This is a genomic window from Faecalibacterium sp. I4-1-79 (assembly GCF_023347235.1).
Taxonomy (GTDB): domain Bacteria; phylum Bacillota; class Clostridia; order Oscillospirales; family Ruminococcaceae; genus Faecalibacterium; species Faecalibacterium tardum.
This window is the reverse complement of record NZ_CP094467.1, coordinates 1-20,438: the sequence shown is the minus strand read 5'-3', so window position 1 is coordinate 20,438 and position 20,438 is coordinate 1. Positions and strand designations below refer to the sequence as shown.

The following is a 20,438-nucleotide window of genomic DNA, read 5'->3' as shown; positions in this document are numbered from 1 at the left end:
GGGAGCTTTTTTGCGATAACTGAAACGTATCGGATGAATACTAAAAGCTTCCGACAGTGCTATAAGCTCCCCCTTCGGGGGAGCTGTCATCGCGCAGCGATGACTGAGAGGGTTCGTCCCGCAAAAAAATGCCGGGCGGTCCGCAGACCGTCCGGCATTGCTTTTTTCTTTACATCATATTGCGGAACACCAGCTGTGCGATCTGGAAATAGAGGATCAGGCTGCAAGCGTCCACGATGGTAGTGATGAAGGGAGTAGCCATAATGGCGGGGTCGGCACCCAGCTTTTTGGCGGCAAGCGGCAGCATACCGCCCACCAGCTTTGCCAGAATGACGCTGAAGAACAGCGATACGCTGACCACGATGGCGTAGCCCATCACGTTGGCGTACTGGCCGGGGAAGAGGAAGGTGTACATCAGGTAGATGCGCAGGCCATTCACGATGCCCAGCACTGCGCCCACGATGGCAGACACCCGCAGCTCCTTGGCCAGCACCCGCATAAAGTCGGCGGGCTCTACCTCGCCCAGTGCCAGACCGCGCACCATCAGGGTGCTGATCTGGTTGCCGCAGTTACCGGCGGTATCCATCAGCATGGGCATGAAGGAGACCAGCAGCGGCAGGCTGACAAAGGCTTCCTCGTAGTGGGTGGTGACCATGCCGGTAAAGGTAGCGGACAGCATCAAAATCAGCAGCCACGGGATGCGCTGCTTTGCGTGGGTCCACACGCTGGTGCCGAAGTAGGTGGTGGCGTCGTCATCCGGGAGAATAGCAGCCATCTTCTGCATATCCTCGGTGCTCTCGTCGGTCAGAACGTCGATAGCGTCGTCGATGGTGATGATACCCACGAACATCCCCTCGTTGTCCAGAACGGGCATGGCGGTAAAGTCGTAGCGCTGCATCTCACGGGCCACAAACTCCTGATCGTCGGTGACCTTCACGGTGACCAGATTGTCCTCCATGATCTCCGTGATGGGGGTCTTGGGGTCTGCCAACAGCAGATTGCGGGCCGAGACAACGCCCTGCAGCCGGTTGCTCTCCACCACATAGCAGGTGTAGACGGTCTCGGCGTTCTCGCCCTGCTTGCGGATGGCGGCAAAGGCCTGTTCCACCGTCATATCCATGCGCAGACGCACATATTCCGGGGTCATCAGGCTGCCGGCAGAGCTTTCCGGGTAGTTCAGCAGCTTGTTCAGGCTCTCGCGGGTCTCCCGGGAGGATTTTTCCAGCACCCGCTTGACCACGCCTGCGGGCATATCTTCCAGCAGGTCGGCGGCATCGTCCAGACTCATCTCCTCGATGGCGCTCACCAGCTCCACGTCCGAGAAAGCGTTCACCAGATCGTCCCGGGCTTCGTCGGACATATAGGCAAAGGCTTCGGTGGCAACTTCCTTTTTCAGCAGGCGGAACACCACCAGACGGTTGTTCTCGTCCAGCTCTTCCAGCAGCTCGGCAAGGTCGGCGGGCTGCTCTTCCTCAGTCACCTCGCGCAGCTTGACGTACTGCTTTTTGATCAGCAGCTTCAGCAGACGGCTCTTGGTCAGCATCTCGGGGTTTGCCTTGACCTCTTCGTCATTGGCTTCCTCCCGCTCTGCCTCCCGCATATCCTGCTTCAGATCCTCGGTGGCTTCCTCGTTCAGATCCTCCGCCAGCTTCTGACGCACCTCGGCGGGGATATCGGCGGGCAGCTCCTGCACCGGCAGGTTCTGTTCCGTGTTGGTTTCCAGCTTCTTTTCTTCCATATCCATGGGCTACCTCCTCTGGGTACTATACGGCGCGGAGGGCTTTCTCCGCGCCGGAGGATGCAGCAGGTCGGGAAACAAAAAACGCGCCGCCCGGTGCCGGAATGCCGCAAATGCAGCCATTTCCGCGCACGCAAAGCCGCGCCTTTCCTATTCCGGGGGCTTTTTAAGCCGCCGGATGCAAAAAGGCGAACACAGTACTTTTTGTTGTCCGATCTACCGCATCGGTGGAGCTACTTCGACTATGATCAGGGTCCATTGTCCTGCGTTCACCTCCCAGTTTTCGTAAATTCCGCAGCACCCGCGCCGGGCGCTGCACTGGCTATATCCTTTTTTATTATAGCGCCGCAAAAAAATGGGGTCAACCCTAAAGCGAGGTTTTGCAAAGATTTTTACGGCGTCTTACAGAAACAAAACACCCTTCTCCGTGTTGCGGCGCACAGAGAAGGGTGTTTTGCTTGGATATTGCCTTGGTGTGAGGAGGAATCATGTTACTTGGGAAGTGGTTGCGGCCCCGCTTCCCATGGCAAAAGTATAACAGCTTTCACCATTCATTTCGTTAAGAAGCTATGAAGAAACTGTAAAAAGGAAGCGGAAAATTCTGGAAGATTTTGTGATAAAAAATTTTCTTGACAATATTTGTTTTATCCTATATTATAATCGTAGGATGTCATTGACCGGAAAGGATGCTGAAAATGTCTGCTTTTGAAGTAAATTTTTATCATAAAGCAGACGGCAGCTGCCCGGTTCGTGATTTTCTGGATACGCTGGATGACAAAATGCTGGCAAAGCTTTTAGGCACGATCTCTCTATTGGAAACCAATGGCACACAACTGCGGGAGCCTTATTCCAAATCATTGGGAGATGGCATTTTTGAATTGCGTGCCAAGCAAAGCAGCAACATAACGCGCATCTTGTATTTCTTCGTGGTCGGGCATCAGATCATCCTGACAAATGGCTTTGTCAAAAAGACGCAAAAAACACCGCCAGAGGAAATTGCACTGGCGCAAAAGTATCGTGCGGACTATTTTTATCGAAAGGAGAGTTCCTCATGAGTGATTTTCGGAATTATTTGAATGAACAATTACAGCGGCCTTCTTTTAAGGCCGAATGGGATGCTCTTCAGCCGGAGCTTACCATTGCGCAAGCTATGATCGATGCCCGGAAGGAAAGCGGTCTGACCCAGAAACAGCTTTCGGAGCGCACCGGCATTGCACAGGCCGATATCAGCAAGTTGGAACGGGGAAATGCAAACCCTTCTCTGCGCACCTTGCAGCGCCTTGCGGCTGGTATGGGAATGAATGTCAAAATTGAATTTGTGACAAACAAATAACTTTTATTTCGTCAAACTATAAGCCCGGAGCGTCTGCGGACGCTCCGGGCTTATAGTTTCATTTACACAAAAATACGCCCCGGTCACCTTGCGGTGAGCGGGGCGCTAAAAACTGATGCAGTTTTTTCACTGAGGCAAGATCCCTGCAAGGCAGGTCTTATGCCGCAGACGGAGCAAGGTATCTGCACGCAGACCTTATGCTCCTGACACACGCGGGGTGTGCTCTCAAGGACCCTCGCGGGCGCTTTGGTATCTCAAGCCCCTGCGCAAAAGGAGGGGAATGAAATCAGGTTTTTCGACCGTTCTGTCAGGTACAGGGCAAAACGTTCAGCCTGTTCTGGCACGGCAAAGGCAAATTCCACAGTTCCGCACCGCTGCATTGCGCAGTAACCGCCGATGCGGGGCTGCCGCTCTTCACACGGGAAAGAGCAGGGGCCGCTGGTTCATTTGGTGTCTCTGCCGCTGCTTAAAAACAGCTTACTTGTACAGCTCGACCAGACGGGTCAGGTGCTCGTAGCGGTCGTTTGCAACCTCCTGGTTGCGAGCGAACAGCTCCTTAGCACGCTCGGGGAAGGCGCGGGTCAGACGGCTGTAACGGGTCTCGTTTGCCAGCAGAGCCTGATACTTCTCGTTGTCCACAGCCTTGGAGGTCAGGGTGAAGGGGTTCTTGCCCTGTGCCTTGTTGGCGGGGTTGAAGGTGAACAGGTTCCAGTAGCCAGCCTCGACTGCCTTCTTCATCTCGTTCTGGCAGTTGGTCATGCCGCCCTTGACACCGTGCAGCTCGCAGGGAGCGTAGCCGATGATCAGAGAGGGGCCGGGGTAAGCCTCAGCCTCGGCAATAGCCTTGACAGCCTGGTTCATGTTAGCGCCCAGAGCGATCTGAGCAACATAGATGTAGCCGTAGGTCATTGCGATCTCGGACAGGCTCTTCTTGCTGATCTCCTTACCTGCAGCAGCGAACTGGCAGACCTCGCCGATGTTGGAGGCCTTGGAAGCCTGTCCACCGGTGTTGGAGTACATCTCAGTATCGAAGACCATCACGTTGACATCCTCGCCGGAAGCCAGAACGTGATCCAGACCGCCGAAGCCGATGTCGTATGCCCAGCCGTCGCCGCCGAAGATCCAGACGGACTTCTTGGCGATGTACTGCTTGCTCTTCAGGATCTCTGCAGACTTCTCGCAGCCGGCAGCAGCAGCCTTCTCCAGCTCAGCGATCAGGGCCTTTGCGGGCTCGTCGTTGGCCTTGGTGTTGTTCTTGGTTGCGATGAACTGCTCGTAAGCAGCCTTCAGCTCAGCAGAAGCCTTGTCGGAACCAGCAACCTCTGCGATCTCCTTGATCAGGTTCTCGCGGATGGTCTTCTGGCCGATGTACAGGCCCAGACCATGCTCTGCGTTATCCTCGAACAGGGAGTTGCACCATGCAGGACCATGGCCGCTGTCCTTGTTGACGGTGTACGGAGAGATGGAAGCGGTGCCGCCCCAGATAGAGGAGCAGCCGGTAGCGTTGGAGATGTACATCTTCTCGCCGAACAGCTGAGTGATCAGGCGAGCGTAAGAGGTCTCGGCACAGCCTGCGCAGGAGCCAGAGAACTCCAGCAGGGGCTGGTTGAACTGAGAGCCCATAACGGTGTCGTCGGCCATCTTGGTAGCCTTCTTGGAGATGTTGGCCACGCAGTAGTCAAAGACTGCCTGCTGATCGGCCTGACTGTCCTGAGGAACCATGGTGATAGCCTTGGTGGGGCAGACGGTGACGCACTCGCCGCAGCCCATGCAGTCCAGCGGAGAAACAGCCATAACAAACTTGTACTCGGGGGTCAGCTTGTTATCGCGGCTCTTGGTCTGGGCAGGAGCAGCTGCCAGCTCGTCAGCGGTCAGCAGGAAGGGACGGATGGTTGCATGAGAGCACACGAATGCGCACTGGTTGCAGCCAACGCACTTTGCAGCATCCCACTCGGGGACGTTGACAGCGGTGCCGCGCTTCTCGTATGCAGAAGCGCCCTGCTCCCACTCGCCGTTTGCATTTGCCACGAAGGAGGAGACAGGCAGGCTGTCGCCGTCCATACGGGCAATGGGCTCCATGACGTCGCGGATCTGCTTGACCAGTGCCGGACGGCCAGCCAGAGCCTTGGGTGCGGGATCAGCCTCGGGGTTGGACCAGGATGCGGGCACGTCTACCTTGTGGATAGCGTCAACGCCTGCGTCAATGGCCTTCCAGTTCATCTCAACGACGTCCTGACCCTTCTTGCCGTAGCTCTTCTGAGCGGCCTGCTTCATGAAGTTGACGGCGTCATCGATAGGCATGACGTCAGCCAGCTTGAAGAATGCAGACTGCAGGATGGTGTTGGTGCGCTTGCCCATGCCGATCTCGATAGCCTTATCGATAGCATTGATGGTATACAGCTGGATGTTGTTGTCAGCGATATACTTCTTTGCCTCGGCGTTCAGGTGCTGGCCCAGCTCCTCATCGGACCACTGGCAGTTGATCATGAACACGCCGCCGGGCTTGACATCCTGAACCATCTTCATGCCCATGTGGATGTAAGCGGGGTTGTGGCAGGCCACGAAGTCAGCCTGGTTGATGTAGTAGGGGCTGCGGATGGGCTTGTCGCCGAAACGCAGGTGGCTGATGGTCACGCCGCCGGTCTTCTTGGAGTCATACTGGAAGTATGCCTGAACATACTTGTCGGTATGGTCGCCAATGATCTTGACGGAGTTCTTGTTTGCGCCGACGGTGCCGTCGCCGCCCAGACCCCAGAACTTGCACTCCTTGGTGCCAGCAGCTGCGGTGATGGGAGCGGGCTTGACCTCGGGCAGGGACAGGAAGGTGACGTCATCGGTGATACCCAGAGTGAAACGCTCCTTCGGCTGATCCTTCTCCAGCTCCTTGTACAGAGCGAAGATGGAGGACGGGGGAGTGTCCTTGCTGCCCAGACCGTAGCGGCCGCCGGTCAGAACGATATCGTTCAGGCCAGCCTCACGCAGGGTAGCGGCAACATCCAGGTACAGGGGCTCGCCCAGAGAGCCGGGCTCCTTGGTGCGGTCCAGCACAGCCACCTTCTTGGCGGTCTTGGGCAGGACCTTCAGCAGAGCGGAGGACACCCAGGGACGGTACAGGCGGACCTTGATGATACCGACCTTCTCGCCCTTGGCGTTCAGGTAGTCGATGACCTCGTCAGCAACGTCGCAGATGGAACCCATAGCCACGATCACACGGTCAGCATCGGCTGCGCCGTAGTAGTTGAACAGATCGTAGTTGGTGCCCAGCTTTGCGTTGATCTTGGCCATGTACTTCTCAACAACAGCCGGCAGAGCGTTGTAAACGCTGTTGCAGGCCTCGCGGTGCTGGAAGAACACGTCGCCGTTCTCGTGGGAACCGCGCATCTTGGGGCTTTCGGGGTTCAGAGCCTTCTTGCGGAACTCCTCAACAGCCTCCATGTTGCACATTTCCTTCAGATCAGCGTAGTCCCACTTCTCGATCTTCTGGTACTCGTGAGAGGTACGGAAGCCATCGAAGAAGTTCAGGAAGGGAACCTTGCCCTCGATGGCGCACAGATGTGCGACAGGGGACAGATCCATAACTTCCTGCACGCTGCTCTCGACCAGCATTGCAAAGCCGGTCTGGCGGCAAGCCATAACGTCGCTGTGATCACCAAAGATGTTCAGGGACTGGGTAGCAACGGTACGTGCAGAAACATCGAACACGCAGGGCAGCTGCTCAGCAGCGATCTTGTACATGTTGGGGATCATCAGCAGCAGGCCCTGAGAAGCGGTGAAGGTGGTGGTAACAGCACCTGCACCCAGAGAGCCGTGGACAGCACCAGCGGCGCCGGCCTCGGACTCCATCTCAACGACCTTGACCTGATTGCCGAAGATGTTCTTCTGGCCGGCTGCAGACCACTGGTCCACAGAGTCAGCCATCGGAGAAGACGGGGTAATGGGGTAGATGGCAGCCACGTCCGTGTAGGCATACGCTACATGGGCGGCAGCGGTATTGCCATCCATAGTTTGCTTTGCTCTAGGCATTTTTCTTCCTCCATTATTCAGAATTTGGTACCTTTTGCGCGGGGCAATATGCCCGCTGGGACCGGAGAACCCCATAAAAGGCACTATTGCTTGTATACTATAATAGCAGATTCCGGCAATAAAGTAAACGCAAACCGCCCGACAAACGCACCAAAAATTAAGAAATTTTTTAGCGGTTTTGTACTTTCTTTAGTGCGCTAAAGCAAGCAGTGATGCTGATTTTCGGTTTTTGCCCACCGTCGCTTCCAGAAATTGTGATTTTTTTCGCAAGAGGGAACTCCCTCAGTCAAAACCTGACGGTTTTGCCAGCTCCCTCGGGGAGGGAGCCCCTGGCGTAACCGGAAGGTTTGCGGTTTGGATGGAAAGTTTTTGCCTGCCGTCAGCGTGCAAGGACGCTCCGCTGGGCCAGAGGCAGGGAGGGGTGTTCCGACTCCCCCCTCCCTACCTCTGGACTCCACCCACCCCGCAACAGGCCAAGGGCTGCTCGCCCTTGACAATCCTAAAGAAGAAGTCGAAGCACAAAAAAGCTAGCGCTGCGCCAGTCGGCGCTATCGCTTTAACGCTTTTTTCGCTTCTCCATTTATAGCCCCTCAGTCGCTGCGCGACAGATTCCCCTTTTTGTCACCTGCGGTGACATCTTCCCCCGGCCGGGGGAAGTCGGCCCTCTCGGGGGAGCGGGCACGTCCGCAGCGCCGCGCTTTCGCAGAAAGCGGCGCTGCAAATGCCGTTTGCCGTTACGACCCCTCCCGTGAAAATAGCGTTTGGAGCGCTCCGCAGAGCGCGCCAAACGCGAAATTATAAATATTCTTTCCGCTGAATATGCGCAAAGCGAACGCGGAGCGCATTTCAAATCGTCCCGCCCTCTTGTATTTATCATATCTTTATTGACAACAAACCGCACTTTGCCGTAAACTGAGAGCATAAAACCGGCGCTGCGCCGGAAAAGGGGCGTAAAACAAATGAACGATACAGTACACTTTGAAAAAACTCTCTCCAGCGAGACCCTGTTTGAGGGGCGGGTCATCACCCTGACCAAGGACACCGCACTGCTGGAAAACGGCAAGACCGCTACCCGCGAGGTGGTGCATCACCACGGCGGTGCCTGCATCCTGCCTTATTTTGCAGACGGCACCATCTGCATGGTGCGGCAGTTCCGCTATGCCATGCAGCAGCAGCTGTGGGAGCTGCCCGCCGGTAAGCTGGAAAAGGGCGAGGACCCCTTTGCAGCCGCCAAGCGGGAACTGGAAGAGGAGTGCGGCCTGACCGCCGACAACTACATCTCTCTGGGCGAATTCTACCCCACCGTGGGCTACGATACCGAGGTCATCTATACTTGGGTAGCCACCGGTCTGCACGAGACCAAGATGCACCTTGATGCAGACGAGTTTCTGACCCCCGACCGTGTGCCGCTGGAAAAGGCATATCAGATGGTCATGAGCGGCGAGATCAAGGACGGCAAGACCATTGCGGGCATCCTGAAGCTGAAGGCTCTGCTGGCCGAGGGCAAGCTGTGATCTTATACGAGGACGCCGCCCTTGTGGTGCTGGACAAGCCTGCCGGGCTTTCCAGCGAGGAGGGCGTGCCCGCCGCGCTGCGGGCGCACTGGAACGCACCTGATGCCTTTGTGGGGGTGGTGCACCGGTTGGACACCGGGGTGTCCGGGCTGATGGTCTATGCCCGCACCCCGGCGGCTGCCGCCGCCCTGAGCCGTCAGGTGACCCAAAGTCAGGACGCCTACGCCGTGCAGGATGGCCGCGCCGAGGGCAAAGCCGCCGCGCCGCAGTTCGTTAAGCAGTACCGCGCAGTCATTGCCGGTGCGCCGGACGCGCAGCTGCCCGCCGCAGGGGTGCTGCGGGACTACCTGTTCAAGGACAGCCGCAAGGGCAGGGTGTTCCCGGTCAGCCGTCCCCGCAAGGGGGTGCGGGAAGCGGTGCTGGAATACCGCATCCTTGCCACGGCAGGGGAGAATAGCCTTGCCGAGATCACCCTGCACACCGGGCGCACCCATCAGATTCGGGTACAGTTTGCCAGCCGCAAGCACCCGCTGTACGGCGACGGCAAATACGGCAGCCGCCAGAAGGGCAGCATCGCCCTGCAAAGCTGCGGCCTGCGCTTTGTGCACCCGGACACCGGCAAGCCCATGGCCTTTTCTCTGCCCCTGCCCGCCGCTGCACCGTGGAGGGAGTTTTTGGAATTAGGTGAGTGATATGGAACAGCAATACAAGACTGATGCCGAAATTTACACCGTGCTGGAGCGGGAGATCATCGACCTGACCATCCGTCCCGGCTCTTCGCTGAGCGAGAACCCGCTGTGCGCCCGGTTCGGTGCGCCGCGCTCCCTGATCCGGGTGGTGCTGCAAAAATTGCAGGAAAACGGACTGGTGCGCATCGTGCCCTACAAGGGCACCACCGTCACCCGGCTGAACCGGCGCATCGTGGACGAGCTGATCTACGAGCGCACCGCCGTGGAGGGGCGCATTTTGCGGGACTTTGCCCCCATCGCCACCCCGGCGCAGCGTGCGCAGATCCGCGCACGGGTGGACGCCTACGAAGCGCTGGCGCGTGCCGAGAACCCGGACTATAACAAGCTGTACGAGGTGGACTGCCGCCTGCACGAGACATGGTTTGCCGCCATGGACAAGATGTACCTGTGGAGCACCTTACAGAACGCCCACGCCGATTACAGCCGGTTCCGTATGCTGGACACCATGACCACCGGCGGGCTGGACGAGGTGATCGCAGACCACCGCAACCTGCTGAACGCCATCGAGCGGTGCGACCTTGCCGCCTTTGAGCCGCTGGTGGAGCGGCATCTGTACGGCGGTATCCGCCGCCTTGGCAGCAAGCTGACCGAGGAATACGCCGACTTTTTTGAGCCGGAAAATGTGAAATAAGCCAAATTGTTCCACGGGGAACAAAGAGAAAAAAATCCCCCAGTCGCCTACGGCGACAGCCCCCTCTGGGATGGGGCCTTTGGCATGACGGTAAACTTTTCTGTCAAACCGTGAAGTTTCCGGTTTCGCCAGAGGCTCCCTCTCCGAGGGAGCTGTCGCGGCGCACGCCGCGACTGAGGGAGTTAAAACAAAAGCAAAAGCCCGGAGCATCCGCAGACGCTCCGGGCTTTTGATATTCAGAACACCCCGGTGATGAAGATCTCCAGACCGATGCCGATAAGGATGACACCGCCCAGGATATTGGCCTTGCCGGAAAGCTGTGTGCCAAATCTTTTGCCGATGCGCAGACCCGCCATGCAGAGGAAGAAGGTGACCACCGCAATGATGATGGCAGCGGTAAGCGCCATCATCCAGCCGTACTCCGAGATGGTGAAGCCCACCGAGAGGGCATCAATGCTGGTGGCGACACCCTGCATGAACAGCGCCCCGGCGCTGAGCTCTGCCGCTTCTTCGGCTTCCTCGCCGCGGATGCCGTCTGCCAGCATCTTGCCGCCGATGTAGCTCAGCAGCGCCAGCGCGATCCACGGGATCAGAGTCTCGAAGGACGAGAACAGCTCCACGATGGTATGCACGCACACCCAGCCGATCATGGGCATTGCAGCCTGAAAAAGGGCAAAAGTGCCCGCAATTTTGCACATGGTGCCCTTGTTCATTTTAGGGTCGTGCAGGCCGTTTGCCATGGACACCGAAAACGCATCCATCGCAAGCCCCACGCCCAGCAAAACGCTGTTGAGAAAAAACACAAAACTCCATTCCATTCTGTCTGCCTCCTGTTTGTTGACCGTGATCCAAACCAAAACAAAACCCGGCCCCGGGCGCATTGTACGTCCGGGACCGGGTGATTTTTTGAGATCCACTCCATGTGCACGGGCGCAGCAAACACGCACCAAAACACATGAGTCTCGCAAATGAAAGCAAGCCAGACCGGAAAGCGGTCATTATGTTGACTTGCTGCGCTCTGCAAAGCGCCTGCTACTCCCCCACGGGTATTGTGATTTCGTTTATTCTAGCACAGTTTCAAGGGGAAGTCCAGACAAACCTGACGGTAGGTCAATCATTCCTTCTCCTCGGGGTCTGCCTCCGGGGCTTCGGTGGCGGCGGCAGCATCGGCGGCTTCCATCTCGGCCAGCTGCTCGGCGGTGGGCTCGGCATCAGCCTCAGAAGCGTCGATCTTCTCGGTCTGTGCTTCGTCGTCGTGGTCGGTGCGTGCCAGCACCATCACCTTGTCGTTTTCGCCCAGACGCATCACCCGCACGCCGGAGCCATAGCGGCTCTGCAGCGGGATCTCGTTGACGTGCAGACGGATGATGATGCCCTCCTGACTGCTCAGCAGCACGTCATCCACATCGTCCACGATCTTCACGGCGGCAACCTTGTCGCGGCTCACATCGTAGTTGCGGATGCCCTTGCCGCCGCGGGCAGTGATGCGGTAGGTGTCGATATCCGAGCGGCGTCCCTTGCCGTTCTCGGTCACGGTCAGCACCGTGCCGCCCTCGCGGCAGATGCACACGCCGACAACTTCATCACCCTCCGCCAGACGGATGGCGCGCACGCCGTGGCCGTTACGGCCCATCGGGCGGGCATCCTCCTCGTTGAAGCGGATGGCCTGACCGTTGCGGGTGGCAACGATGAGCATATCGTGGCCGGAGGTCAGGCGGGTCCATGCCAAGGCATCGCCCTCGTTCAGGGCAATGCCGATCAGGCCGCTCTTGCGGATGTTGGCGTACTGTTCCAGCGGGGTGCGCTTGATCAGACCCTGCTTGGTGACCATGGTCACATAGCCGCCCGACTGCTCAGCGTCCTTGCTCTGGCAGATCATATTGGTGACCTTTTCGCCCTCAGCCAGCTGCAGTAGGTTGACAATGTTCATGCCCTTGCTGGTGCGGCTGCCCTCGGCGATGGTGTAGCCCTTGATGCGGAACAGACGGCCACGGTCAGTGACAAAGAGCACATAGTCGTGGGTGGAGCCTACGAACATCTCCTGCACGATGTCCTCTTCCTTGCGGGTCATGCCGGAGATGCCGCGTCCACCACGGCGCTGTGCCTGATAGGTGGCCTTGAGCTGACGCTTGATATAACCGGCCTCGGTCAGGGTGTAGACGCACTGCTCCTCGGCGATCAGATCCTCGATATCCACCTCGCCGGTCACGGACTGGATCTCGGTGCGGCGCTCGTCGCCGAAGCGCTTCTTCATTTCCAGCAGTTCGTCCTTGACGATGGCAAGCACCCGGGCGTCATCGGCCAGAATGGCTTCCCAGTCCTCGATCTTGGCCTGCAGGCTTGCCAGCTCTTCCTCGATCTTCAAGATCTCCAGACCAGCCAGACGACCCAGCTGCAATTTAACGATGGCGTCTGCCTGCGGGTCGTCAAAGCCGAACTGCTCCATGATGGCAGCTTTAGCTTCTGCCATGCCGCCCTTGCAGGCGCGGATGGTGGCGATCAGCTCGTCCACGATGTCGGTGGCCTTTTTCAGACCTTCCAGAATGTGGGCGCGCTCCTTGGCCTTTTTCAGGTCGTACTGGGTGCGGCGGCGCACCACCTCGTCCTGAAACTCCACATACTTCTGCAGCATCTGCTTCAGGGTGAGCACCTTGGGCACCTTATGGTCGATAGCCAGCATAATGACGCCCACGGTATCCTGCAGCTGCGTGTACTGGTACAGCTGGTTCAGGATGACCTGTGCATTGGCGTCCTTGCGGATATCCACCACGATGCGCATACCCTTGCGGTTGGTCTCATCGTTCAGGCCGGTGATACCCTCGATGCGCTTTTCCTTGACAAGGTCTGCCATGTGCTCGATGAGACGCGCCTTGTTGACCATATAGGGAATTTCCGTAATGACGATCTGGGTGCGGCCGTTTTTGGTCTCCTCAATGGTGGCGCGTCCGCGCAGGGTGATCTTGCCGCGGCCGGTTGCGTAGGCGGCGCGGATGCCGCTGCGTCCCATGATGATGCCGGCGGTGGGGAAGTCCGGGCCCTTGATGTGTTCCATCAGGCCGGGCAGGTCGATGTCCGGGTCATCGATATAAGCGATGCAGCCGTCAATGACCTCGCTCAGGTTGTGGGGCGGGATGTTGGTGGCCATACCGACCGCGATGCCCTGACTGCCGTTGACCAGCAGGTTCGGGAAGCGGCAGGGCAGCACGCTGGGCTCCTTTTTGGTCTCGTCAAAGTTGGGGTCCCAGTCGATGGTGTCCTTCTCGATATCGGTCAGCATCTCCACCGCCATGCGGCTCATGCGGGCCTCGGTGTAACGGTAAGCAGCCGGGGGGTCGCCGTCCACAGAACCAAAGTTACCCTGACCATCCACCAGCGGATAGCGCAGCGAGAAGTCCTGTGCCAGACGTACCATGGCGTCGTAGACCGATGCGTCGCCGTGGGGGTGGTAAGAGCCCAGCACCGCACCGACGGTATCGGCAGATTTGCGGTATGCATGGCTGGGGTCGTTGCCGCGCTCATGCATGGTGTACAGAATGCGGCGGTGGACAGGCTTCAAGCCGTCCCGCACATCGGGCAGGGCGCGGGACACGATGACCGACATGGAATAATCCAGGAAGGCCGTTTCGATCTCCTTTTTGACGTCGCGGATGATCTTTTTGGTTCCGCTGCCCGGTATCATCACATAATCTTCTTCCATTTGTTCCTCCGTGTCTTACACGTCCAGCTTTGCGTACTGGGCGTTGGTCTCGATAAAGCGGCGGCGGGGCTCCACCTGATCGCCCATCAGGATGGTAAAGGCTTCATCGGCCTTTTCGGCATCCTCGATGGTGATCTGCACGATGACCCGGTTGTCCGGGTTCATGGTGGTCTCCCACAGCTGCTCGGGGTTCATCTCACCAAGGCCCTTATAGCGGTTCACCTTTGCGCCGGGCATCTCCTGCGAGAGGATGGCCATTTCCGCGTCGTTGTAGGCGTACTTGATGGTGTTGCCCTTCTGCACCTTGAACAGGGGCGGCTGTGCCACATACACATGCCCCTGCTCGATCAGCGGGCGCATATAGCGGAAGAAGAAGGTCAGCATCAGGGTGCAGATGTGGGAGCCGTCCACGTCCGCATCGGCCATGATGAACACCTTGTCGTACCGCAGCTTGGAGATATCGAACTCGTCACCGATGCCGCAGCCCAGCGCCAGCACCACCGGCATCAGCTTGTCGTTGCCGTAAATTTTATCGGCGCGGGCCTTTTCCACGTTCAGCATCTTGCCCCACAGCGGCAGAATGGCCTGAATGGCAGAGTCGCGTCCCATCTTGGCAGAGCCGCCTGCAGAGTCGCCCTCGACGATGAAGATTTCGGTGCGGCTGGGGTCTTTCTCGCGGCAGTCTGCCAGCTTGCCGGGCATCCGGCTGGTCTCCAGCGCGCTCTTGCGGCGCACCAGCTCACGGGCTTTTTTGGCGGCGGCGCGGGCGCGGGCGGCCTGCGTTGCTTTTTCAAAAATGGCCTTTGCCACGCCGGGGTTCTCCTCAAAGAACTCCATCAGCTTGGAGTAGACCATGTTGGAAACGAGGGTGCGGATCTCGGTATTGCCCAGCTTTGCCTTGGTCTGGCCTTCAAATTCGGCCTCCTGCAGCTTGACCGAGATGACGCAGATCAGACCCTCGCGCACGTCTGCGCCGGACAGGTTCTCGTCCTTGTCCTTCAGCAGGCCGTGGCTGCGGCCGTAATCGTTGAACACGCGGGTCAGGCTGGCCTTGAAGCCCTCTTCATGGGTGCCGCCGTCCGGGGTGTTGACGTTGTTGGCAAAGCTCAGAAGCAGCTCGTTGTAGCTGGAATTGTACTGCAAGGCGATCTCTGCCACGCCGCGGTCGGTCTGTCCCTTGAGGTAGATGACGTTGGGGTGCAGCACTTCCAGCTTGCGCTTTTCGCCCAGATAGGTGACAAAGCTCTTGATGCCGCCCTCGTAGCACATCACCTCGGAGCGGTAGCAGGGCTCACCCTCCTGACCATCCTCCAGCACGGGGGTATACAGCTGGCGCTCATCGGTCAGGGTGATCTTGACACCGGCGTTCAGGAAGCTTTCCTCCCGCAGGCGCTTTTCCAGCGTGTCGAAGTCGTAGACGGTGGTGTCCTTGAACATTTCCGGGTCGGGCTTGAAGGTGACCCGGGTGCCGGTGACGCCCTCGGCTACCGTGCCGATGCACTTGAGTGCGCCGTCCGGGTCGCCCCGCCGGAAGGTCTGCTCGTACTCCTTGCCGTCGCGGCGCACATTGACGGTGAGCCACTCGGAGCAGGCGTTGACCACCGAAGCGCCCACGCCGTGCAGACCGCCGGCCACCTTGTAGCCGGAGTTTTCGCCGCCGAACTTGCCGCCGGCGTGCAGGATGGTGTACACCACGGTGACGGCGGGCAGACCGGTATCGGCCTGAATGTCCACGGGGATGCCGCGGCCGTTATCGGTGACCTGAATGATATTGTCCTTCAGGATCTTGACCTCGATGTGGTTGCAGTAACCGGCCAGCGCCTCGTCAATGGCGTTGTCCACGATCTCGTACACCAGATGATGCAGACCGCGCTCACCGGTGGAGCCGATATACATACCCGGGCGCTTGCGCACCGCTTCCAGACCCTTCAGCACCTGGATCTCGCTGGCGTTATACTCGTGGTCGGTCGCGGTATCGGCATTTGTACTGGTAATGATTTCTTCTGCCATATCCTTTCTCCCTTTTGTTCATTTTTGCGTTTGTTTTTTCAAATTATAGCAAAGCGGGAACCGGTACACCATGGTGTACTTTTTTCTCGCCGTTTTGTTGTGTTTTCACGCGCTGCCCGCAGCGGGCGTTCCGGCTGGCACGGTGCGGCTTTCCGGGCGGTTCCGGGGCTTTCCCATCCCTCTTTTTTCTGTGGATCTTCCGCCCGTTTTCCGCAAATTTCACTCCACCATCTTTTGCGCTCTGCGGCGCATGGCGGCGCTGGACAGCTCCGAAAGATACACCGCATCCACCAGCCCTCCGTCTGCCAGTACATAGCACTGGGGCAGCTCGTCCGAAAGGCTGACCACCGCCCCGTTCTTCTGGGCGTAGTTCAAAAACTCCCGCCCCCGGGGGGAGGTGGTGGTGGTCTCCAGATCAAAGATGCCAATGATATCACGGTCGTTCAGAACATAGTCCCGCCCCAGATGAATATACATACTGTATTTTCTCCCGTGTCTTTTGTTTGCATAAAGTCCACGAAAATTCAGCTTTTATGCAGTATCGCTTACAACATTTCTCCATACTGTCAGACCCGGTTCAACACCCCGCCGTCCATGCGGTACACCTCGCCGTCGGTCTTTAAAAAGTCCGTGTCATCGCAGCTGGTCACAAAGGTCTGCTTTTCCTTCATGCAGGTGAGCAGATACTGCTTGCGCCCTTCGTCCAGCTCGCTCAGCACATCATCCAGCAGCAGTACCGGGTGCTCCCCGGTGATCTGCGCCGCCGCCGCGGCTTCCGCCATTTTCAGGCTCAGCACCACGCTGCGCTGCTGTCCCTGACTGGCATACACCCGGGCAGGCTGGTCGTCCAGCAGCAGCTCCAAGTCCTCGCGGTGGATGCCGCACAGGCTCTGCCCGGCACGCAGCTCCTCCTCCTGCCGCTGACGCAGCAGGTCGGCAAGCCCGCCCGGCGCAAACTGGGCGGCATAGCGGATGCTCATCCGCTCCGCCCCGTGGGAAAGCTCTGCGTAGTTGGCGCAGGCGCAGGGAGCCAGCAGTGTCAGATACTCCCGCCGCCGCTGCTGCAAGGCTTCGCCCTGCGCGGCAAGTTCGGTGTTGAGTACCTCCAGCAGGGTGCGCTTTTCCGCATAGGGGCGCTCCTGCCCGGTTGCAGAGTGGCGCAGCAGCGCATTTTTTTGCTGCAAAACCCGTACATAGCGGCGGTAACTGGCCAGATACCCGGGGTACAGCTGGCACAGCGCAGCGTCCAGAAATTTGCGCCGCCCCTCCGGAGCCCCTTTGACAAGGCTCAGGTGGCCGGGGTCGAACACCACCGCCGGAAAGCTGCCCGCCAGTGCCGCCGCCCGCTTGGGCGCTGCGCCGTTCACCGCCGCATAGCGGCCGGGCTTTGCGGCCTCCGGGGTGCCCACGGTCATGCGGATGTGGGCAGGCTCGGCGGGCTCACAGCCTTCCGGCCGGTCCCGCTGGGTGTCAGCTTCCAGCACCGCAAATGCTTCTCCCCGGCGCACAAGCTCGGCGTCCTTGCCGCCCCGGAAGCTTTTGCCGCCGGTCAGCAGCCAGATGGCCTCTAAAAGGTTCGTTTTACCTTGGCCGTTATTGCCGCAGATGACGGTAAGCTCCCGGCCGGGCTCCAGCCGTGCCGCACAAATATTGCGATAGTTCTGTACTTCCAGCGAAAGCAGACGCATTTACTGACCCTGCCCGATCTCTACGCTCTGCCCGTCCAGCTCGATGACGTCCCCGGCGCGGCACTTTTTGCCCCGCATGGTGCACACCTCGCCGTTCACCTTTACGGCACCGCCCTGCACCAGCTCTTTTGCTTCGCCGCCGGTCTCGCACAGGCCGGCAAATTTGAGCAGGGCATCCAGCTTGATAAACTCGGTATGAATAAGAATCTTCTGCATAAAACGCGCTCCTTAGTCGTTTTTAAAGCGTACCGGCAGTACCAGATACAAAAAGTCGTTGCCTTCCACCGGCAGCACCTTCACCGGGCTCAACGGGCCGCTGATCTCCATGCGCACCTGCTCGGTGCGGGCGTTGCGCAGCGCATCCAGCAGATAGCGGTTATTGAAGCCGATCTCTACCTCGTCGCCCTCGCAGGCGGCGCTGAACTCGTCCACCACGCGGCCGAGGTTGGTCTGGCAGCGCACCACAACTTTACCCTCTGTAAAGGAGATGCGGAGGGGATTTTTTAAACGCTCTGTAATAATCAGAGAGGCGCGCTCGATGGTGGAGATGAAGTCCTTGGTGTCGATGGTCACCCGGGTGCGGCTTCCGGCGGGGATAACATTGCGGTAATTCAGGAATTCGCCCTCGATCAGGCGGCTCATGATGGTGTAACCGGCGGTGGTGAACACCACATAGCGGCGGTTTGCACTGATGTGCACATCCTCCTCGTCATCGTTGGCCAGCAGGTGGGACACCTCGGTCATGGTCTTGCTGGGCACGATGATGCGGATATCCTTCACGGCAGTGATGGGGCGCTCCACGATGGCAAGGCGGTAGCCGTCCAGCGCCACCATGGTCAGCTTGTCCAGCTCGATCTCGAACAGCTCGCCGGTGTGGGCGGGTTTTTTCTCGTCCTGACTGACAGCGTACAAGGTGCGTTCGATCATGTCCCGCAGCACGCCGGTCTTGATGGTCAGGGTCTGCTCTGCGCCGGTGTTGGGCAGATCCGGGAAATCGGTGGCGGGCATGGACTGGATCTCGAACTGTGCCACGCCGCTCTGGATGGTGGTCTTGCCGTTATCGGCAGCCACGATGCTGATCTGACCTGCCGGCATCCGGCTGATCATGCTGCTGAGCAGTTTTGCATTCAGCACGATCTCACCGGGTTCTTTGATGTTGGCTTCGATGGTGGTCACGATGCCCATTTCCAGATCGTAGCCGGTCAGGGTGAGCTGAAAGCCTTCGGCCTTCAGCAGAATGCCCTCCAGCACCGGGATGGACGAGCGCATGGTGACAGCTTTGGAAACGCCGTCGATGGCTGCACTGAGCAGCGTTTTATCGCAGACGATGTTCAAAACAGTATCTCTCCTTTTTTCACACTTCCGGCGGGATATCTGTCCTTTGGGCTGCTGCCGGAAGGCTGTAATATATTGAACTTGTTGTAGTAACCGTAGTAGGGGGTGGGGAAGATGTTGAAAACCCGGAAATGTCTTGCCGGGATGCGGGGCTTTGGCTTTCCACCGGGTTGTGGAAGGCTCGTGAAGGAAATGTTGAAAGGTGGGGAACGGTGATTCTTTCCACAGCCGATGTGAAGAACTGATGTTAAATGTTGAAAACTAAGTGGAAAGTGTGGAAAGCTTCGCCTTTTTGCCACAAGATATAGGCGTATTTTCCCCTTTTTGTTCCGGTTTCTCCCCATATTTTGGGGTCACGCCCTGAAATGAGTATGACTTTTGCCCGGTTTTCCCCGGTTTAGGCCTTCACGTTCTTGATGATATCGCTCACGGTCTCGCGCAGGTGCTGGTCGTTCTTCATGTCCCGTTCCATGGTCTTGAGGGAGTAGACGATGGTGGAATGGTCACGGCCGGAGAATTCCCGCCCGATCTCCTCCATGCTCATGCCGGTGACTTCCCGCAGGATATAGATGGCAACGCGCCGGGCAGAAGCCACGTTGGCGTTGCGCTTGGTGCCCCGGATGTCGGCAGGGGACACGTTGAAGGTGCGGGACACTTCGCCGATGATCTTTTCGATGGTCACCGGTACCGGCTGGGTCTCGTTGAGGATATCCTTGATGGCGTTCTGCGCCACGCTGATCACCGGCTGGATGCCCTCCAGCATATAATAGGCGTTCAGCTTTTTCACCGCGCCCTCCAGCTGGCGGATGTTGTTTTTCAGGTGGTTGGCAATGAACTCTGCCACGTCCTCGGGCAGGTCCAGATGGAGCAGCTCTGCCTTGCGCTTCACGATGGCAACACGGGTCTCAAAATCCGGCGGCTGCACATCGGCGGTCAGACCCCACTCAAAGCGGGTGCGCAGACGCTCTTCGAGGCTCTTGATCTCCTTGGCAGGGCGATCGGAAGCAATGACGATCTGCTTGTGGGCGTCGTGCAGGGAGTTGAAGGTGTGGAAGAATTCTTCCTGCGTGGACTCCTTGCCCGCGATGAACTGGATATCGTCCACCAGCAGCAGATCTGCCACGCGGTACTTCATGCGGAAGTCCTCGGTGCTGCCGGCGCGGATGGCGGCGATCAGCTCGTTGGTGAACTGCTCGCAGGTGACATACATGATGACGAAATCGGGGTGGGTGCGTTTGATCTCGGTCTGAATGGCGGTCAGCAGATGGGTCTTGCCCAGACCGGAGCCACCGTAGATGAACAGGGGGTTATACGCCCCGGAGGGGTTTGCCGCCACAGCCTGCGCAGCAGCAAACGCAAACTGGTTGGACGGCCCCTTGATGAAGTTTTCAAAGGTGAATTCGTAGTTGCCCTGCGGGGAGGCGGGGTTTGCCTCGTACTGCTGGGCCAGCACTACTTCGTGGGGCGGGGTGCTGGGCACCACAAGGGTGATGTCCACATCAAAGCCCAGCACGGACTTGAAGGCCTCCTTGAGCAGGCCAAGGTACCGGTCGGTGACGATCTTGCAGATAAAATCGTTGCGCACCGACAGGGTGATATGGCTGGAGTCCTCAAAGCTGATGGGCTCCAACCCGTCGATATAGAGATTGTACGTTGGCTCGGCCATCTGCGCCTTGCAGTACATCTGGGCCGCTTCTAAAACGTCCTTGAAAGAATCCAT

At 58.4% G+C, this 20,438-nt stretch carries 15 protein-coding genes; 5 read left to right on the top strand and 10 right to left on the bottom strand.

Annotated features, from left to right (window positions below):
• Positions 1-169: 169 nt before the first annotated feature.
• Positions 170-1,744, bottom strand: coding sequence for a magnesium transporter (gene mgtE, locus MTP36_RS00075; protein ID WP_113620572.1), 1,575 nt, complete (start codon positions 1,742-1,744; stop codon positions 170-172).
• Positions 1,745-2,433: 689 nt separating this feature from the next.
• Here mgtE and MTP36_RS00070 point away from each other — a divergent pair.
• Together MTP36_RS00070 and MTP36_RS00065 are read left to right on the top strand one after the other, a co-directional pair.
• The gene (locus MTP36_RS00070; RefSeq protein ID WP_249252538.1) at positions 2,434-2,793 is read left to right on the top strand and encodes a type II toxin-antitoxin system RelE/ParE family toxin; all 360 of its coding nucleotides are present in this window, start codon (positions 2,434-2,436) and stop codon (positions 2,791-2,793) included.
• Positions 2,790-3,071: a helix-turn-helix domain-containing protein gene (locus MTP36_RS00065; RefSeq protein WP_005924206.1), complete on the top strand. Its 282-nt coding sequence runs from the start codon at positions 2,790-2,792 to the stop codon at positions 3,069-3,071. Before MTP36_RS00070 ends, MTP36_RS00065 begins: the two co-directional genes overlap by 4 nt.
• Before the next feature lie 477 nt (positions 3,072-3,548).
• Here MTP36_RS00065 and nifJ read toward each other — a convergent pair whose 3' ends face one another.
• A complete protein-coding gene (gene nifJ / locus MTP36_RS00060) occupies positions 3,549-7,094 on the bottom strand; it encodes a pyruvate:ferredoxin (flavodoxin) oxidoreductase (protein WP_249252536.1) in 3,546 nt (1,181 codons plus the stop codon).
• 959 nt (positions 7,095-8,053) lie between these two features.
• Between nifJ and MTP36_RS00055 the strand changes: the two genes are divergently transcribed.
• From MTP36_RS00055 to MTP36_RS00045, 3 genes are read left to right on the top strand one after another with little or no spacing between them, the layout of a single operon-like run.
• Positions 8,054-8,608 (top strand): NUDIX domain-containing protein, encoded by a 555-nt coding sequence (locus MTP36_RS00055; protein WP_113991702.1) that lies wholly within the window; start codon positions 8,054-8,056, stop codon positions 8,606-8,608.
• The gene (locus tag MTP36_RS00050) at positions 8,605-9,300 is read left to right on the top strand and encodes an RluA family pseudouridine synthase (protein WP_249252527.1); all 696 of its coding nucleotides are present in this window, start codon (positions 8,605-8,607) and stop codon (positions 9,298-9,300) included. The genes MTP36_RS00055 and MTP36_RS00050 overlap by 4 nt, the downstream gene beginning before the upstream one ends.
• Position 9,301: 1 nt before the next feature.
• A complete protein-coding gene (locus MTP36_RS00045; RefSeq protein ID WP_249252525.1) occupies positions 9,302-9,988 on the top strand; it encodes a GntR family transcriptional regulator in 687 nt (228 codons plus the stop codon).
• 236 nt (positions 9,989-10,224) lie between these two features.
• Here MTP36_RS00045 and MTP36_RS00040 read toward each other — a convergent pair whose 3' ends face one another.
• The 8 genes from MTP36_RS00040 to dnaA form a co-directional block, all read right to left on the bottom strand.
• Entirely contained in the window at positions 10,225-10,806 is a 582-nt protein-coding gene (locus tag MTP36_RS00040; RefSeq protein ID WP_249252523.1) for a manganese efflux pump MntP, read from the bottom strand.
• A gap of 296 nt (positions 10,807-11,102) precedes the next feature.
• Positions 11,103-13,685, bottom strand: coding sequence for a DNA gyrase subunit A (gene gyrA, locus MTP36_RS00035; RefSeq protein ID WP_249252521.1), 2,583 nt, complete (start codon positions 13,683-13,685; stop codon positions 11,103-11,105).
• A gap of 15 nt (positions 13,686-13,700) precedes the next feature.
• Positions 13,701-15,695 (bottom strand): DNA topoisomerase (ATP-hydrolyzing) subunit B, encoded by a 1,995-nt coding sequence (gene gyrB, locus MTP36_RS00030; protein ID WP_055186813.1) that lies wholly within the window; start codon positions 15,693-15,695, stop codon positions 13,701-13,703.
• 219 nt (positions 15,696-15,914) lie between these two features.
• On the bottom strand, positions 15,915-16,172 hold the full coding sequence (remB, locus tag MTP36_RS00025) for an extracellular matrix regulator RemB (protein WP_005924242.1): 258 nt from the start codon (positions 16,170-16,172) through the stop codon (positions 15,915-15,917).
• 89 nt (positions 16,173-16,261) lie between these two features.
• Positions 16,262-17,383: a DNA replication/repair protein RecF gene (recF, locus tag MTP36_RS00020; protein WP_249252512.1), complete on the bottom strand. Its 1,122-nt coding sequence runs from the start codon at positions 17,381-17,383 to the stop codon at positions 16,262-16,264.
• The gene (locus MTP36_RS00015; RefSeq protein ID WP_005924246.1) at positions 17,384-17,599 is read right to left on the bottom strand and encodes an RNA-binding S4 domain-containing protein; all 216 of its coding nucleotides are present in this window, start codon (positions 17,597-17,599) and stop codon (positions 17,384-17,386) included.
• 12 nt (positions 17,600-17,611) lie between these two features.
• Positions 17,612-18,718, bottom strand: coding sequence for a DNA polymerase III subunit beta (gene dnaN / locus MTP36_RS00010; protein WP_112091464.1), 1,107 nt, complete (start codon positions 18,716-18,718; stop codon positions 17,612-17,614).
• 397 nt (positions 18,719-19,115) lie between these two features.
• Positions 19,116-20,438 (bottom strand): chromosomal replication initiator protein DnaA, encoded by a 1,323-nt coding sequence (gene dnaA, locus MTP36_RS00005; RefSeq protein ID WP_005924255.1) that lies wholly within the window; start codon positions 20,436-20,438, stop codon positions 19,116-19,118.